16 protein-coding genes and 1 riboswitch are annotated in these 15500 nt (G+C 66.4%); of the genes, 8 read left to right on the plus strand and 8 right to left on the minus strand.

Going from position 1 to position 15500, the window contains the following annotated elements:
* Positions 1 to 21: 21 nt before the first annotated feature.
* On the minus strand, positions 22 to 948 hold the full coding sequence (locus ACVWY5_RS11775) for a helix-turn-helix domain-containing protein (protein ID WP_028331469.1): 927 nt from the start codon (positions 946 to 948) through the stop codon (positions 22 to 24).
* A gap of 104 nt (positions 949 to 1052) precedes the next feature.
* Here ACVWY5_RS11775 and ACVWY5_RS11780 point away from each other — a divergent pair, with 104 nt between their 5' ends.
* A complete protein-coding gene (locus ACVWY5_RS11780; RefSeq protein ID WP_028331468.1) occupies positions 1053 to 1880 on the plus strand; it encodes a dienelactone hydrolase family protein in 828 nt (275 codons plus the stop codon).
* Here the strand turns inward: ACVWY5_RS11780 and ACVWY5_RS11785 are convergent.
* Genes ACVWY5_RS11785 through cobU form a run of 5 tightly spaced genes read right to left on the minus strand, consistent with a single transcriptional unit; the run spans position 1863 to position 4331 of the window.
* On the minus strand, positions 1863 to 2621 hold the full coding sequence (locus tag ACVWY5_RS11785; protein ID WP_028331467.1) for a CbtA family protein: 759 nt from the start codon (positions 2619 to 2621) through the stop codon (positions 1863 to 1865). The two genes, ACVWY5_RS11780 and ACVWY5_RS11785, sit on opposite strands and share 18 nt — an antisense overlap.
* Before the next feature lie 10 nt (positions 2622 to 2631).
* Complete coding sequence (locus tag ACVWY5_RS11790; protein ID WP_244978649.1) at positions 2632 to 2844, minus strand: CbtB domain-containing protein; 213 nt, start codon at positions 2842 to 2844, stop codon at positions 2632 to 2634.
* Positions 2841 to 3185 (minus strand): hypothetical protein, encoded by a 345-nt coding sequence (locus tag ACVWY5_RS11795; protein ID WP_080666910.1) that lies wholly within the window; start codon positions 3183 to 3185, stop codon positions 2841 to 2843. Before ACVWY5_RS11795 ends, ACVWY5_RS11790 begins: the two co-directional genes overlap by 4 nt.
* On the minus strand, positions 3163 to 3795 hold the full coding sequence (bluB, locus tag ACVWY5_RS11800; protein ID WP_028331466.1) for a 5,6-dimethylbenzimidazole synthase: 633 nt from the start codon (positions 3793 to 3795) through the stop codon (positions 3163 to 3165). Before bluB ends, ACVWY5_RS11795 begins: the two co-directional genes overlap by 23 nt.
* Positions 3796 to 3827: 32 nt before the next feature.
* Entirely contained in the window at positions 3828 to 4331 is a 504-nt protein-coding gene (gene cobU / locus ACVWY5_RS11805) for a bifunctional adenosylcobinamide kinase/adenosylcobinamide-phosphate guanylyltransferase (protein ID WP_028331465.1), read from the minus strand.
* Between the two features lie 147 nt (positions 4332 to 4478).
* Here cobU and cbiB point away from each other — a divergent pair, with 147 nt between their 5' ends.
* On the plus strand, positions 4479 to 5420 hold the full coding sequence (gene cbiB, locus ACVWY5_RS11810) for an adenosylcobinamide-phosphate synthase CbiB (protein ID WP_028331464.1): 942 nt from the start codon (positions 4479 to 4481) through the stop codon (positions 5418 to 5420).
* A gap of 11 nt (positions 5421 to 5431) precedes the next feature.
* A complete protein-coding gene (gene cobD / locus ACVWY5_RS11815) occupies positions 5432 to 6400 on the plus strand; it encodes a threonine-phosphate decarboxylase CobD (RefSeq protein WP_028331463.1) in 969 nt (322 codons plus the stop codon).
* Positions 6401 to 6602: 202 nt separating this feature from the next.
* On the opposite strand, the gene ACVWY5_RS11820 is transcribed toward cobD, so the two are convergent.
* Together ACVWY5_RS11820 and cobO are read right to left on the minus strand one after the other, a co-directional pair.
* Positions 6603 to 8051, minus strand: coding sequence for a cobyric acid synthase (locus tag ACVWY5_RS11820; protein ID WP_028331462.1), 1449 nt, complete (start codon positions 8049 to 8051; stop codon positions 6603 to 6605).
* 11 nt (positions 8052 to 8062) lie between these two features.
* Positions 8063 to 8716: a cob(I)yrinic acid a,c-diamide adenosyltransferase gene (gene cobO / locus ACVWY5_RS11825; RefSeq protein WP_051375969.1), complete on the minus strand. Its 654-nt coding sequence runs from the start codon at positions 8714 to 8716 to the stop codon at positions 8063 to 8065.
* Between the two features lie 36 nt (positions 8717 to 8752).
* A riboswitch (cobalamin riboswitch) is annotated at positions 8753 to 8962 on the plus strand.
* A gap of 94 nt (positions 8963 to 9056) precedes the next feature.
* Between cobO and ACVWY5_RS11830 the strand changes: the two genes are divergently transcribed.
* Genes ACVWY5_RS11830 through ACVWY5_RS11850 form a run of 5 tightly spaced genes read left to right on the plus strand, consistent with a single transcriptional unit; the run spans position 9057 to position 15499 of the window.
* Positions 9057 to 9431, plus strand: a complete 375-nt coding sequence (locus ACVWY5_RS11830; RefSeq protein WP_028331460.1) for a DUF1636 family protein — start codon at positions 9057 to 9059, stop codon at positions 9429 to 9431.
* The gene (gene cobW / locus ACVWY5_RS11835) at positions 9428 to 10462 is read left to right on the plus strand and encodes a cobalamin biosynthesis protein CobW (protein WP_028331459.1); all 1035 of its coding nucleotides are present in this window, start codon (positions 9428 to 9430) and stop codon (positions 10460 to 10462) included. The genes ACVWY5_RS11830 and cobW overlap by 4 nt, the downstream gene beginning before the upstream one ends.
* A complete protein-coding gene (gene cobN, locus ACVWY5_RS11840; RefSeq protein WP_028331458.1) occupies positions 10462 to 13710 on the plus strand; it encodes a cobaltochelatase subunit CobN in 3249 nt (1082 codons plus the stop codon). Before cobW ends, cobN begins: the two co-directional genes overlap by 1 nt.
* Positions 13707 to 14870, plus strand: a complete 1164-nt coding sequence (gene cobG / locus ACVWY5_RS11845) for a precorrin-3B synthase (protein WP_028331457.1) — start codon at positions 13707 to 13709, stop codon at positions 14868 to 14870. Before cobN ends, cobG begins: the two co-directional genes overlap by 4 nt.
* The gene (locus ACVWY5_RS11850; protein WP_028331456.1) at positions 14870 to 15499 is read left to right on the plus strand and encodes a precorrin-8X methylmutase; all 630 of its coding nucleotides are present in this window, start codon (positions 14870 to 14872) and stop codon (positions 15497 to 15499) included. The genes cobG and ACVWY5_RS11850 overlap by 1 nt, the downstream gene beginning before the upstream one ends.
* Position 15500 lies beyond the last annotated feature (1 nt).

Genomic DNA, 15500 nt, shown 5'->3' on the forward strand with positions numbered 1-15500 from the left:
CGGATGCGGCGTCGTTGCGGATCAACCGCCTGAGCGGAAATGCCGTGGCGAATGCCGCGTTTCGCGCCGGATCAGCCGGCGGAGGGTCGAGGGCTCGGCATATCCAACCTTGCCCGCGATCTCTTCGACCGACAGGCGCGTGGTCTCGAGCAACGACCGCGCCGTCTCGATCCTGATGCGTTGCACGAATTGAATGGGCGACACGCCGCAGATCGACTCGAGCCGTCTGGCAAATGTCCGCGGCGCCAGCGCCACGGCGGCGGCAACGTCCCCGGTCGTGAAGTCGCGCGCGATGTTGCTGCGCACCCATTTCTCGGCCCTGGCGACCTTGGGGTCCTGGCTGGCAAGATAATTGATCGCCATGAACGGCGCCTGCGAATGCCGCTCGCCAAGCAGCAGGTAATTGGCGCAGCCCTTGGCCAGCGCCGGGCTGCCGAAACGCGCGATCACCGCGAGCATCAGGTCCATCTGCGCCATCGCCGCGCCGGCGGTTGCGATCGGCCAGTCGGCCACCACCATGCGCTCCGTCATCAGCTCGACTTTCGGATAGCGTCGCCGAAACAGCGGCGCGAACCACCATGTCGTGGTTGCCCGCTTGCCGTCGAGCAGGCCGGTCTCCGCCAGCAGGAAGCTGCTGGCGCAGGACGCGGCGAGCATCGCGCCGCTCTCGAACGCCGTGACCAGCATGTCGCGGGCGTGCCGACATGCCGGTGTCGCCAGCTTCCGCTCCAGCTCACCGGCCGATGCCGAGCCGAGCCCGGGCACGATGACGAGGTCGGCGCCGCGCAATCGGCCGGCGCGCCGCCTCGGCCCATAACGCAGCGTCGTCACCTCGAAGCGCGTGCGCTTCGTCGTACTGATCCGGTTGGCGATGGCCAGCACGTCGTGGGTGATGGCGGCCGCCGACGCGAGGCAGCCGTCGATCTCGACAACCGCAACCCTGGTCATGTCATAAAATCCGCGATTAATGTCGTTTTTGACACTAGCTGCCCAGTCGGAAAATCGCAACTCTGACGCCGAGACGCTGCCGATCCCGATCAGGAGGACCGCCGATGACGAACCGGCCGATGACCCAGGACGATCCGCTCGAGGATTTCGAGCGCCGCCAGATTACCCTCGATGGTGCCGGCAAGGCCGTCCATGTTGGCGGCGGAGGTCCTGCGGTGATCGTGATGGCGGAGATGCCGGGCATCAGCCCGCATGTGGCGCGCTTCGCCCGCTGGGTTCGCGATGCCGGATTCACCGTCTATATGCCGTCGCTGTTCGGCCGCGACGGCGCTATTGCGAGCGCAGAGCAGGGTGCCGCGGTGTTTCAGCGCGCCTGCGTCAGCGCGGAGTTTCGTGCGATGGCCGCAAACCAGTCCAGTCCCGTGACGCAATGGCTGCGCGCGCTGGCCCGATTTGCCCATGGCGAATGCGGCGGTCCCGGTGTCGGGGCCATCGGGATGTGCTTTACCGGCAATTTCGCGCTCACCATGATGCTGGAGCCGTCGATGCTGGCGCCGGTGCTTTCGCAGCCGTCATTGCCATTGAACGATCCGGCGGGCATCGAGATCGCGCCGGAGCAAGTCAAAGCGGTGCGCGAGCGGTTGGAGCGCGAAGACCTGACCGTGCTGGCCTATCGCTTTGAGGGTGACAAGTTCTGCATGGCGCAGCGCTTTGCGGCCTATCGCGAGGCGCTCGGCGATCGATTCATCGGGCGGGTGCTTCCCGACAGCGCGGCGAACCGCGATGTGCCGCCGTTCTTCCGGAATTTCGTCACGACACCGCACAGCGTCGTGACCGTGCATCTGATCGACGAGGCCGGCCAGCCGACCATCGCGGCCCGCGATGAGATCCTGGCGTTTTTCAGGCAGCGGCTGTCACCCGCGAGCGGATGAGCCTTGCGATGGGCCTTGCCGGTCGAAATAGGCGAATGCGGCGCTCGTCAGGCTGCCCAGCAGGGACCAGAACACCAGACTGGTCAGCGTGACGGCGACCACGAACTGGTGCGACAGCGACGAGGGCACGTTGGTCTCGACATGCTCCAGCTCGGGCGCGCCGATCAGATGCGGCAGCATGATCAGGACCACGCCGGCGATGGCGGCCGGCACCGAGCGCCGGAACACGATCAGCCCGAGGCCGGCTGCGGTCGCCAGCACCGCCGTCACCCACCAGATCTGGCGCGAGAGCAATGGAGCGGTGGGAACGCCCGGTAATTCAGGCGGCAGTCCGAGGCCCGGAGCAATGGTGAAGACGGCAAAACCCGCGAGGCCCCACATCAAGCCTTCATGCCACGACATCTGCTCGCCGGTCGCGCCGCTGCGAACCGCGACGAAGCCGCAGAGCAGAAGCGCAAAACCGATCGCGGTCAGGATGTTTGCCCCCGCGGTATAGACGTTGCGTTCCAATCCATCGCGCGGCTCCCAGGCCTCCGCGCCATGATCATGATCGGCATGATCATGGACGAGGATCGCCTGCGGTGGCGCGGCGGCTTCGTGCTTGTGCGTGGCCGCCTTCTCGTAGACCTCGGCCCTGAGGATCAGGGGAACGGTGCCGAATTGCTGGACCGCCGTGACGACCAGGCCGACGATGAACCCGGCAATGACCGACGAGAAGACGATCGAGCGAAACGTGCTCATGCCAACGAGATCAGTGGCAGGGAAAGGCGTTGGAATGGCGCACGTCATGCGCGGCGTTGTGGATCACGTCGATGTGCGAGAAGCCGACCACGCCGACAATGAACAGGCCGAACGTCATGGCCATCAACGACTGTGCAAGCCGTCCAACCTGTCGGGTAGCGATTGGCAGATGCGTGACCTGAGCTTGAGTAACCTGGGTTTGCGCGGTCCGGGACTGGCTCATGGTCGTTCTCCACATTCGATTTGATCGGCTTCTAGCAGCTTTCGGGTGATGTCGCGACTGGTAAGATGCAAATTTGTTCCAAGGGGAATGCGCTTGCGCTCGATCTTGGCGTGTGCGGCTGCCTTGAAGGCTGGTTCAAACCGCCTGAAATGGGCGAGACATGCGTCCACCGTCGGATCGGTGCCAAGCAGCGTGCGAAACGCGCCCCGATGCACGGCGCAGATGGCGCGGTGCTCCGGCACGGGAAAGACCAGCGAGGCGATGTCGGCGCGCCAGTGCGCGTCACAGCTTGGGGCGCAGTCGCCGGCAGGGAGGCGGTCAGCGTCGGATGGTGAATTCATCCGGACCTCGCCGCGATTCCCACTTGGCCTGTTCGAGCTCCGGACGGTCGCACTCGGTCTGTGGGTAACCGATGCAGAGATAGCCGATGAATTTCCAGGAGTCCGGGATTTCCAGAACGCCATGAATGCGTTCCGGATTGAGGATCGACACCCAGCCGATGCCGATGCCTTCGGCGCGCGCGGCAAGCCACATCGAGCAGATCGCGGCCACCACGGAATATTCCGACGTCTCCGGCATCGTCGCGCGGCCGAGACCGGCGCCGATCCGGTCGGTCTTCTCGGCAAACACGGCGAGATGGCCCGGCGCCTCCTCGAGGCCTGATAATTTCAATGCGGCATATTTTGCGGCGCGCTCGCCCGAATAGGACCGCAGCGCATCGGCGTTGCAGGCCTTGAAGTCGTCGATGACAGCGCGGCGCCGTGCCTCGTCGTCGACAATGACAAACCGCCAGGGCTGGCTCAGGCCGACCGAAGGCGACAGGCAGGCGATCTCGATCAGCCGCTCGATCGTGCCATCCGGCAGCGGATCGGTTCGGAACCGCCGCACGTCCCGCCGCCACACGAACAGCTCGTGCAGCTGCCGGCGAAACGTATCATCGAATGAGACCATTGCGGGGCCTTTGGCAGGATCGATCTCGGACTTCATTTAAGCTTCATCGGCAGGCCCGCAACGACGAACTCAACCTCGTCCGCGATGCCGGCGATAGTCTGGTTCATGATTCCTGCGGCGTCGCGGAAAGCCCGCGCCAATGCATTGTCCGGCACGATGCCGAGACCGACCTCGTTGGTGACCAGCACGACCGGGCCGCGCTGGCGCGACAGCGCATCCGCCAGCCGAGTCACTTCCTGCGACCAGTCGCGCCCGGCATGCAGCAGATTGGATAGCCAGAGCGTCAGGCAATCGACCAGCCTCGCACCAGCGCCATCGGTCCCGGACACCGCTTCAACCAGATCGAGCGGCACCTCGCGCTCGATCCAGTCGCTGCCGCGCCGCGCGCGATGTCTGGCGATCCGCTCATCCATTTCTGCGTCGAGCGCCTCGGCGGTCGCGATATAGATCGGCTGTCCCGGAAAGCTGCGCGCACGAAGTTCGGCGCGCCGGCTTTTGCCGGACCGGGCTCCCCCCGTGATCAGAATGACGGCCATATCATCTCCTGTGCGACCAGTACGCACTTCGCTCGGAAACGCTCTAACCACCAATCGCGGAGAAAGACAAAGCCGAAATCCGTCACGGAGGGCTTGCGCTCGGCCGATGTCTTGCGCATCAGGGGACCGCGGCGAGGAGAGGGTCAAGTGGGTTTTGCGGGAGCGATGGCGGTGGCGATGGCGATGGATGCCTTGATCGGCTGGCCGGCGTGGCTGTTTGCCCGCATCGGCCATCCCGTGACCTGGCTCGGCCGGCTGATCCATCTCGTCGATAGCGCCTGGAACCGCGCCTCCGATCCGCCGGCGTTTCGTCGCGTGGCTGGCGTCGCGGCCGCCGTTTCGGTGATCGCGCTGGTGATTGGGCTCGGTTGGGCCGTTCAGTCTGTGCTCGCATCCGGATGGGTGCGCGTTGTCCTTGTCGGTGTGCTGACGTGGCCGCTCGTTGCCGTGCGCTCGCTGCATGACCACGTCGCCGCGGTGGCCAATCCTCTTGTATCCGGCGACATTGCGGCCGCACGTTCGGCGGTTGCGCAGATTGTCGGGCGTGATCCGGCAATGCTCGATGACGCCGGCATCGCGCGCGCCACCATCGAGAGCCTCGCCGAGAATGCATCCGACGGCATCGTGGCGCCGGTGTTCTGGGGCGCGCTGTTCGGCCTGCCGGGAATCCTTGGCTACAAGGCGATCAACACGCTGGACTCCATGATCGGTCATCGTACCGAACGGCACGAAGCCTTTGGTTGGGCGGCCGCCCGGATCGACGATCTCGCCAATCTCGTTCCGGCACGGTTGACGGGTGTTCTGTTCGTGCTGCTCGCGCCGAACCGTTCGCAGGCGTGGTCATGCGTGTTGCGCGATGCGCAGCGGCATCGCTCGCCGAATGCCGGGTGGCCGGAAGCCGCGATGGCCGGCGCGCTCGGCGTGCGGCTCAGCGGTCCTCGCATCTATCATGGTCACATCGCCGATGAGCCCTGGCTGAACGAGGGGGCGCGCGATCCGGCTGCCGCTGACGTCCTCACCGGGCTGAAACTCTATCGTTACGCCATGATTCTGTTGGCCGGGGCGTTGCTGGTCCTGGCGCTGGCGTGAAGGAGCGGCGTATGCGTGAGCACGGCGGGAATCTTGATGTCGCCCGGCAGCGCTTCGGCGGCGCTGCGGACGACTGGATCGACCTGTCGACCGGGATCAATCGGGTGCCGTATCCCCTGGTCGATGTCGAGCCGCGGCACTGGAGCGCGTTGCCGTCGCGATTCGATCTTGAATCGCTGCACGACGCCGCGCGGCAGGCCTACGCGACCGACGCGCCGATCGTGGCGACGGGCGGTGCGCAGGCCGCCATTCAGTTGCTGCCGCATCTGGCGCTCAAGGGGCGGGCGCGGATTCTGGCGCCGACCTACAATGAGTATGCCGCGGTGTTGTCGGCCGCCGGCTGGGATGTTGCCGAGGTGTCCGATCTCGCCGCGCTCGCGGGTGTGGACATTGCCGTCGTCGTCAACCCGAACAATCCCGACGGACGACGCCATGACCGGCGCGAGTTGCTGGCACTGCTGCCGCGCGTTGGCCGGCTCGTCATCGACGAGAGCTTTGCGGATGCCGTTCCTGACCTGTCCCTTGCACCGGAAGCAGGACGCGCGGGGCTCCTGATCCTGCGCTCCTTCGGAAAGTTCTACGGACTTGCCGGCTTGCGGCTCGGCTTTGCGATCGGCAGCGAGGCGGACATCGCCGCGCTTGCCGCGATGGCGGGCCCATGGCCGGTTTCGGGCGCCGCGATTGCGATCGGACGGCGCGCGTTGCTCGATCACGACTGGGCCAAGGCCACGGCCGCGCGGCTGGTAGACGACTGCGTCAGGCTCGACGCAATGGCGCGATCGCAGGGCTGGACGCTGGTCGGCGGCACGTTGCTGTTCCGGCTGTACCAGACCGACGATGCGTTGGCCGCGCAGGAGATACTTGCGCGTGCGCAGATTTGGTCGCGGGTCTTCCAGCAAAAGCCGGGATGGCTGCGGCTCGGCTTGCCGGGCAGCGAGGCCGAATGGTCTCGCCTTTCCGCCGTGCTGTCTTCGGTCTAGCGACGATCTCAGCGTCGCCTCGCCCCGCGTGCCGGGAGAGGTCGGAACGCATCGCCAGATGCGTTCCGGGTGAGAGGGAGTCTCCGCGAACGCAGCTATCACCGGATATGCGGAGACGGCCCCTGACCCCGACCCTCTCCCCGTGAAGAACGGGGAGAGGGGGTACAGCGCCGTCGCTGTTCGACCCAGGAATTATCTCGCTTTAACGCGCCAGCGCGAGCAGGCCTTCGACATCGAGATGGGTCTCGATGTGCCCGGCAAGCGCGTCGAGCGCGCTCTCGACCCTGGCGCCGTAGGGCTGATCAGCCGCCGCGAAGTCGAGTTGCGCGAGGAAGGCCTTGCGAAATTCGTCCGAGGCGAACAGTCCGTGCAGATAGCTGCCGTGAACGCGCCCGTCACTCGAAATGGCGCCTTCCGGCGCGCCATCAAGCGATGCAAAAGGACGCACGCGATCCGGGCCGTCGGTGCGGCCGATATGGATCTCGTAGGCGCTGATCGGCTGGCTGGTCGCTTCATGCACTGCGCTGACGCGCGTCAGTGTCTTCTGTTCGGTCATGGTGGTCGTGACATCGAGCAGCCCAAGGCCGCGCGTTTCACCGGCGGGACCCTCGATCCCATCGGGGTCGGCGACGCTCTGTCCGAGCATCTGGTAGCCGCCGCACAGGCCGAGGACATGGCCGCCGCGGCGACGATGAGCGAGGAGATCGATGTCCCAGCCCTGCGCGCGCAGGAAGGCGAGATCGCCGCGGGTCGATTTCGAGCCGGGCAGGATGACGAGCTTCGCATCACCCGGGACGGCTTCGCCCGGACGCACCATCATGAGATCGACGCCGGGCTCGAGCTTCAGCGGATCGAGGTCGTCGAAATTGGCGATCCGCGGCAGCGCAAGGAACGCGATCTTGCACTGGCCCGGCTTGCGCGACTCGCCGAGCCCGAGCGCATCTTCAGCCGGAAGTTCGCCGGCGCGGACGAACCAGGGCAGCACGCCAAACCCGCGCCAGGCGGTGCGCTCTTCGATCAGGCGGTAGCCGTCGTCGAACAATGTCGGATCGCCGCGGAATTTGTTGATGACAAAGCCCTGGATCATCGCGGCATCATCAGGATCGATCACCGCCTTGATGCCGACCAGCTGCGCGATCACGCCGCCGCGGTCGATGTCGCCGACCAGCACCACGGGCACGTCGGCCCGGCGTGCAAACCCCATATTGGCGATATCGGACTTGCGTAAGTTGACCTCGGCGGGGCTGCCGGCGCCCTCGACCAGCACCAGATCGGCGCGCTGCTTCAGGCGCGCAAAACTCCCCAGCACCGCGGCCATCAGCGATGGTTTCATGGCGGCATATTCGCGCGCGCGTGCGGTGGCGATCCGTTTGCCGTGCACGATGATCTGGGCGCCGACATCGGTTTCGGGCTTGAGCAGCACCGGGTTCATGTCGGTGTGCGGCTCGACGCCCGCGGCGAGGGCCTGCAAGGCCTGCGCGCGGCTGATCTCGCCGCCGTCGACGGTCACGGCGGCGTTGTTCGACATGTTCTGCGGCTTGAACGGCAGCACGCGCAGGCCGCGTCGTCGCGCGGCGCGCGCGAGGCCGGCGACGATGAGCGATTTGCCCACGTCCGAGCCGGCTCCCTGGATCATCAATGCGCGCGCCATCGTGATGTCCGTCAGAACTCGACGCCCGGCTGGGCCTTGATGCCTGAGCGGAACGGATGCTTCACCAGCGTCATCTCGGTGACGAGGTCGGCAATCTCGATCAATTCATCCTTGGCATTGCGCCCGGTGAGCACGACATGGGTCATCGGCGGCTTCGACGTGGTCAGAAAGTCGACGACATCTGATATCGCGAGGTACTCGTAGCGTAGCGCGATGTTGATCTCGTCGAGCACGACCATGCGCAGGCTCGGGTCTGCGATCAGCTGCTTGGCCTTTTCCCAGCCGGCTTGCGCTGCCGCGATGTCGCGGGCGCGATCCTGCGTCTCCCAGGTAAAGCCTTCGCCCATGGCGTGAAATTGACAGAGATCGCCGAAATGCCCGGTGAGCAGGCGGCGTTCGCCGGTATCCCAGGCGCCCTTGATGAACTGCACCACGGCGCAGGGAAAGCCGTGCGCCACACAGCGCACGATCATGCCGAACGCGGAGGACGATTTTCCTTTGCCGGCGCCGGTATGAACGATGATCAGGCCCTTTTCACCGCTCTTGGTCGCCATGATGCGGTCGCGGGCGGCCTTTTTTTTCGCCATCTTGTCCGCGTGGCGCGTGTCCAGCGAAAGATCGGTGCCGACGGTGCCGTCTTCAGCGTCGTTTCCATCTGAAATCATCACGTTCCTTCGGCTTGACAAGTGCGAGGCTTGGACGAATGGTGGTCCCGCGTTGGTTCCTGTCCTACGACAGGCGAAGAGGGAATGCGATAGGGCTCCGCTAAATCGGGCCCGAAGCGCAGCCGCCCCCGCGACCGTGACCGGAGAGATGCCCAAGCCACTGATTCCATGGAGTCGGGAAGGTGGGCATCGAAGGGTAAAACCTGCTCCGCAAGCCGGGAGACCTGCCAACGCAGCATGTTGTGAAACCGGCGGACGGGGTGTTCCGCGACGGGGAACGAACCTGTCCAAAATCGGTTCGTGTGCCTCATCGCTTCCCGCTGTCAATCCAGGAAGGGCGATGAGCGTTACACTTCATGTCTGCATCACCTGCCGCGCCGGCCAGACGCCGGCGGAAGGTGAGCTCGCGCCCGGTGCACGCCTGCATGCCGCGCTTGTCGAGGCCGGCGTGCCCGATGACGTCAATCTGGTTCCCGTCGCATGCCTGTCGGCCTGCAGCCAAGGGTGCTCAGTCGCGCTCAGCGCGCCGGGGCGCTGGTCCTATGTCTACGGCCGACTGTCCGCCGATAATGCCGCGGATGTGATCGCCGGTGCCTCCGCGTATGCGGCGGCGCCCGACGGCATCGTGCCGTGGCGCAGCCGTCCGGAAATCTTCCGCAAGCAATCGCTCGCCCGCATTCCACCTCTTCCCGTCGTGCCGGAGGCCGCAGAATGAACACGCTCGCCAAAATTCCGGTCACGGTCGTGACCGGCTTTCTCGGCTCCGGCAAGACGACGCTGATCCAGCATCTGATCCGCAATGCCAACGGCAAGAAGCTCGCGGTGCTGGTCAACGAATTCGGCAGCGAAGGCGTCGACGGCGACATCCTGAAGTCGTGCGCCGACGCCAATTGTCCGGCCGAGAATATCGTCGAGCTCGCCAATGGCTGCATCTGCTGCACCGTCGCCGACGATTTCATCCCGGCGATGGAGCAGTTGCTCGCACGCCCGGTGAAGCCCGATCACATCGTGATCGAGACCTCGGGGCTCGCGCTGCCGAAGCCGCTGCTGAAAGCGTTCGACTGGCCGGAGATTCGTTCGCGGATCACGGTCGACGGCGTGATCGCGCTCGCCGACGCCGAGGCCGTCGCCGCCGGCCGGTTTGCGCCTGATCCGGCCGCGGTGGATGCGCAGCGTGCGGCGGACGACAATCTCGACCACGAGACGCCGCTGTCGGAAGTGTTCGAGGACCAGATCGCCTGTGCCGATCTCGTGCTGCTGACCAAGGCCGATCTCGCCGGGGCGGAAGGAATCAAGGCGGCGAAAGAGGTGATCGCGGCCGAGATGCCGCGCGAGGTGCCGATGTTGCCCGTCGTCGACGGCACGATCGACGCACGCGTGATCCTCGGGCTCGAGGCGGCGGCGGAAAACGACCTCGCGGCGCGGCCGTCGCATCACGATGGCGAGGAGGAACACGAGCACGACGATTTCAATTCCGTCGTGATCGATCTTCCGGAAGTTTCGGATGTCGACGCGCTGGTCGCCTCGATCAAGGGGCTGGCGCGCGAGCAGAATGTGCTGCGTGCCAAGGGCTACATCGCGGTCGAGGGCAAGCCGATGCGGCTGCTGGTGCAATCGGTCGGCGAGCGGGTGCGGCATCAGTTCGACATGCCCTGGGGCGCCCGGGCGCGGCAGTCGAAGCTCGTCGTGATCGGCGAACATGCCGACATCGATGAAGCCGCGATCAGGGCACGGCTTGGTGTCTGATGCACGTCGTCTTCCGCGAGAGCCGCGGCCTTGAGGAGACCGCGACGCCAAGGGACCTCGGCCAGGATCCGGCCGATCTCGTGGTGTTGTCGTTTTCCGACAGCGATCTTGCTGCCTTCGCGGCCGGCTGGCGGCGCGGCCGCGCTGCGTTGCCGTCGCTGCGGCTCGCCAATCTCGCGGAGTTGCGCCATGCGCTGTCGGTCGATACCTACATCGAGCGGACGCTGTCGCACGCGCGCGGCATTCTGGTGCGGCTGATCGGCGGCGAGCCCTATTGGTCATACGGGTTGGCCGCGGTGCATCGGCTGGCGAAGGAGCGCGGCATCGCCCTGGTCGTGCTGCCGGCCGATGGCCGCGACGATCAGCGGCTGGATGAATTCTCGACCTTGCCGGTCTCGACGTTGCGCCGTCTGAAGGTGCTGTGCGACAAGGGCGGCCCCGTTGCCGCGCAGGCCGTGATCGCGCAACTGGCGCTGGCGTCCGGACTCTATGCCGGGCCGGTGGTCGGCGAGATCGATCTTCCCGAGATCGGCGTCTACGATCCCCGGCGCGGTGCCGTCGCGGCGTTGCCGGCACCGGATGGCCGGCCGCGGGTGCTGGTGACGTTTTATCGTTCTTATCTCGCGGCCGGCGACACGGCGCCGGTCGATGCTCTGATCGACGCGTTGCGCGAGAAGGGCTTTGATGTCCACGGTGTCTTCGTCACCTCGCTGAAGGCGGCGGGCGTGGCCGATCGGCTGCGCGTTCAGTTTGCGCAATGCGCTCCAGCGGCCATCGTAAATGCGACCGCGTTTTCCGCAGCCGATGACGACGGCGCGACGCCGTTCGACGCTGCATCATGCCCGGTGTTCCAGGTCGCGCTGTCGACAGCACGGCGCGAGGATTGGGCCTTGTCGCTTCGCGGGCTTTCGCCCGGCGATCTCGCGATGCATGTGGTGCTGCCGGAGGTCGATGGCCGCCTGTTCGCGGGCGTCGTCAGCTTCAAATCGCCTGGTGAGCGCGATCCCGAGCTGCAATTCGTGCATCTTGCGCATCGACCGGATGCCGAGCGCGTCGCTGCAATTGCCGCACGCGTGGCCGCCTGGCATCGGCTTGCCGGCAAGCACGCACAGGATAAGCGGCTCGCGCTGGTGCTCTCGAACTATCCCGGCCGGCCGCATCAGATCGCGCATGCCGTCGGCCTCGATGCGCTTGCCTCGGTCGAGGCATTGCTGACCGATCTCGCGGCTGCGGGATTTGATGTTGAGCCGGTGGCGTCGCTGGGCGACATTCTTTTGCGCAGGACTTTGACGTGGAACGTCGCCGACTACCGTGCAGCGCTTTCCGGCCTTCCGCGGCAACTGCAGGATGATGTCGGCCGCGCATGGGGCGCGCCGGAGGACGATCCCGATTGCCGTGACGGCGCATTTCATTTCGCGGCGATCTGCTGCGGCAAATCGGTCATTGCCGTTCAGCCGGAGCGCGGCGAGGTGGGGCGGCGCGACGCCGACTATCACGATCTGGCGCGCACGCCGCGCCATGCCTATGTCGCGTTCTATCTGTGGCTCAGGCAGCAGGCCATCGATGCCGTCGTCCACATCGGTGCGCATGGAACGCTGGAATGGCTGCCCGGCAAGTCGGTTGCGCTGTCGTCCGCATGCTGGCCGGAGGCGCTGATCGGCGATCTGCCGGTTGTCTATCCCTTCATTGTCAACGATCCCGGCGAGGCGGCGCAGGCCAAGCGCCGGATCGGTGCCGTGACGATCGGTCATCTGCCGCCGCCGCTCGCGAAGGCCGCGGTGCCGGAAGGCCTGCGCAATCTCGAGCGCTTGCTCGATGAGTATTCGACCGCCGATGGTCTCGATCCGGCGCGGCGGCAGCGCCTGATCGCCGCGATCCGCGACGAAGCACGCATCGCAGGGCTGGAAGACGATCTCGGTCTCGCCGCGCCGGTCTCGTCGGCCGAGGCCATTCCGCAGATCGATCGTTTCGTCTGCGACCTCAAGGAAAGCCAGTTCGGCGACGGTTTGCATGTGTTCGGGCAGGGTGCGTGCGGCGAGGCGGAGAAGGCGGCGCTGCGCGATGCGCTCGCGGGTCGGCGCGTGGCGCCGGGGCCGTCGGGCTCGCCCTATCGCGGAAGCCGCGACGTGCTGCCGACTGGACGCAACCTGTTTGCGGTCGATCCGCGCGCGGTGCCGACGCCGTCGGCGCATGCCCAAGGCGTGAAACTCGCCGAGGAGCTGTTGCGCCGTCATTTGCAGGATCACGGCGACTGGCCGAAGGGACTCATGGTCGACCTCTGGGGCTCCTCGACGATGCGCACCGCCGGCGAGGATTTTGCGATGGCCTTGCACCTCGCGGGCATCGCGCCGCGCTGGGATCACGGCTCGGGGCGGGTGTCGGGCTACGACATCATCGCGCCGGCGGAACTCGGCCGGCCGCGCATCGACGTCACGCTGCGGGTGTCGGGGCTGTTCCGCGACGTCTTCTCAGGGCTGGCCCAGTTGTTCGAAGCCGCGGCGGAGGCGTTGTCCGAACGCAGCGACGAGGCGGACGAGAATCCTTACCGGCAGCGCATCGCGCGCGTGTTCGGTCCTCGCCCCGGACATTATGGCGTTGGCATTGCGTCGCTGTCAGATGTCTTCACCGAGGAGGCGCGCGAGGCGGCCGGCGAAGCCTGGCTGTCGGCATCGTCGTGGGCTCTCGCATCCGACGGCGAGATGCGGCCCGATCGCGCCGGCATCGAGGCGCGGCTCGCGGCTGCGGACAGTTTTGTTCACACTCAGGATTTGCCGGAGACCGATCTGCTGCTGGCGGCGGACTATGCCGCGCACGAGGCGGGCATCGCGGCGGCTGCCCGGCGCCTTGGCACGAAAGCCCCATCGCTCTATCACCTCGATGCGACGCGGCCGGATCAGCCGCATGCCCGGGCGTTGATCGAGGAAATCTCGCGGGTGGTGCGGGTGCGTGCCGCCAACCCTGCCTGGATCGCGGGCATGATGCGCCATGGCTTCCGTGGTGCCGCCGAGATATCGGCGACGCTGGAGCACATGGCGGCGTTCGCCCATCTCGCCGACGCGGTGCCGCCGCATCTGTTCGATCTCTACTACGATGCGACACTCGGCAATGACGAAGTTCGCGGCTTCATGGCGCGCGAGAATCCGGCGGCGCTGGCTGCGATCGAAACCTGCTTCATGAGATTGCATGAAGCCTCGCTCTGGCCGACACGGCGCAATTCGATCGCGGCTGCGCTGCAGGAGGCCTCATGAGCGCGGTTGCAGTCAAGGGCTGGTGTCCAGGCGCGCTGCGGCCGATGCTATCAGGCGATGGCCTCGTGGTGCGCATTCGCCCGCGCGGCGGACGGCTGGACGTGGCGCAGGCAGCGGGAATCGCCGAGCTGGCGGCGCGATACGGCAACGGCCTGATCGACCTGACCAGCCGCGCCAATCTCCAGATCCGCGGCGTCAGCGATGAAGCTTATCCGCGCCTGGTCGATGGGCTCGCTGAGCTCGGGTTGCTGGACACAGACTCGAATACCGAGGCGCAGCGCAACATTCTGGTGACGCCGTTCTGGACTGCTGCCGACGAGACGCGCTCGCTTGCGACCGAGCTTGAGCAGGGGCTTGCCGGCGCCTCGCTTGATCTTCCAACCAAGTTCGGCTTCGCAATCGATGATGGCAATGCGCGCGTGCTGGCTGGCGCGTCGGCGGATATCAGGATCGAACGCGATCGCAACGGCGGCTTGCTGGTACGTGCCGACGGCGCGCAAGTCGGCCTCTCCGTCACGCGGAGCGAGGCCACTCAGGTTGCGCTGGCCCTAGCCGAATGGTTTGTCACCTCCGGCGGAACCAGGGGTGAGCGGCGACGGATGGCGGTTCATCTCGCCGGCGGCGCGAGCCTGCCGCAGTCGCTTCGCGGTGATGCCGAGCCCGTGGGCCAATCATCGAGTCCTGTGCCGGGCATCTATCCAATCGGCGCGATGGTTGGCGTCGCCTTCGGGCAGATGCCGCACCAGACGCTCCGCGATCTCGCTGCGAGCGCGCGGGCTCTCCGCATGACGCCGTGGCGGATGATGCTGGTGGAGGGGATGCGCGAGATGCCCGGTGGGGCGGACCTCGTGACTGATGCCGGCGATCCGAGGCTGCGCGTGGTCGCCTGCAGCGGCGCACCGCGCTGCGGCGATGCGCATGCGGACACGCGTATGCTGGCATCGGCGCTCGCGCGGCATGTCCCACCCGATGCGCGGCTCCACGTCTCCGGCTGCGCCAAGGGCTGCGCCCATTCCGGTCCTTTGGATGTCACCCTCGTTGCGACGATTGACGGCTTTGATCTGATCCGCCGCGGCACGACGCGGGATGCGCCGGTGCTCCGAGGGTTGACCAGTTCGTACCTCGTCGCCAATCCCTCCGTGCTGACGGGAGGCCATTGATGCCGCACGTCTACGAGACTGACGGCGCGACGATCTATCGCCAGTCCTTTGCCACCATCCGCTCCGAAGCCGACCTTGCCCGCTTCACGCCAGACGAAGAGCCGGTGGTCGTGCGCATGATCCATGCCGCCGGCATGGTGGGCCTGGAAGCGCATGTGCGCTTCACATCGGGCATGGCTGCGCGCGCGCGAGCCGCCTTGCAGGAGGGCGCGCCAATCCTCTGCGACGCGCGCATGGTATCGGAAGGAATTACGCGCGCGCGGCTGCCGGCGGGTAATGCCGTCATCTGCACGCTCGGTGATGTCAAGGTGCCTGCACTCGCGCAATCGATGCGCAACACGCGTTCCGCGGCGGCGCTCGAGCTGTGGCGGCCGCATCTGGGCGGCGCCATCGTCGCGATCGGCAACGCGCCGACGGCGCTGTTCCATCTGCTCAACATGCTGGAGGATACCGATTGCCCAAGGCCGGCGGCGATCATCGGCTGTCCGGTCGGCTTTGTCGGCGCGGCGGAATCCAAGGCGGCATTGATGGCTGAGCCCCCCGTGCCGGCGCTGACGGTCGAGGGACGGCTCGGTGGTTCGGCGATCACGGTTGCCGCCGTCAATGCGCTGGCGAGCCGGAGCGAATAGC

Source organism: Bradyrhizobium sp. USDA 3256 (assembly GCF_054058275.1).

Excerpts from the sequence above, each read along its gene's own strand:
- ACVWY5_RS11775 (WP_028331469.1), bottom strand. The coding sequence starts at position 948 with ATGACCAGGGTTGCGGTTGTCGAGATCGACGGCTGCCTCGCGTCGGCG.
- ACVWY5_RS11780 (WP_028331468.1), top strand. The coding sequence starts at position 1,053 with ATGACGAACCGGCCGATGACCCAGGACGATCCGCTCGAGGATTTCGAG.
- ACVWY5_RS11785 (WP_028331467.1), bottom strand. The coding sequence starts at position 2,621 with ATGAGCACGTTTCGCTCGATCGTCTTCTCGTCGGTCATTGCCGGGTTC.
- ACVWY5_RS11790 (WP_244978649.1), bottom strand. The coding sequence starts at position 2,844 with ATGAGCCAGTCCCGGACCGCGCAAACCCAGGTTACTCAAGCTCAGGTC.
- ACVWY5_RS11795 (WP_080666910.1), bottom strand. The coding sequence starts at position 3,185 with ATGAATTCACCATCCGACGCTGACCGCCTCCCTGCCGGCGACTGCGCC.
- bluB (WP_028331466.1), bottom strand. The coding sequence starts at position 3,795 with ATGGTCTCATTCGATGATACGTTTCGCCGGCAGCTGCACGAGCTGTTC.
- cobU (WP_028331465.1), bottom strand. The coding sequence starts at position 4,331 with ATGGCCGTCATTCTGATCACGGGGGGAGCCCGGTCCGGCAAAAGCCGG.
- cobD (WP_028331463.1), top strand. The coding sequence starts at position 5,432 with ATGCGTGAGCACGGCGGGAATCTTGATGTCGCCCGGCAGCGCTTCGGC.
- ACVWY5_RS11820 (WP_028331462.1), bottom strand. The coding sequence starts at position 8,051 with ATGGCGCGCGCATTGATGATCCAGGGAGCCGGCTCGGACGTGGGCAAA.
- cobO (WP_051375969.1), bottom strand. The coding sequence starts at position 8,716 with ATGATTTCAGATGGAAACGACGCTGAAGACGGCACCGTCGGCACCGAT.
- ACVWY5_RS11830 (WP_028331460.1), top strand. The coding sequence starts at position 9,057 with ATGAGCGTTACACTTCATGTCTGCATCACCTGCCGCGCCGGCCAGACG.
- cobW (WP_028331459.1), top strand. The coding sequence starts at position 9,428 with ATGAACACGCTCGCCAAAATTCCGGTCACGGTCGTGACCGGCTTTCTC.
- cobN (WP_028331458.1), top strand. The coding sequence starts at position 10,462 with ATGCACGTCGTCTTCCGCGAGAGCCGCGGCCTTGAGGAGACCGCGACG.
- cobG (WP_028331457.1), top strand. The coding sequence starts at position 13,707 with ATGAGCGCGGTTGCAGTCAAGGGCTGGTGTCCAGGCGCGCTGCGGCCG.
- ACVWY5_RS11850 (WP_028331456.1), top strand. The coding sequence starts at position 14,870 with ATGCCGCACGTCTACGAGACTGACGGCGCGACGATCTATCGCCAGTCC.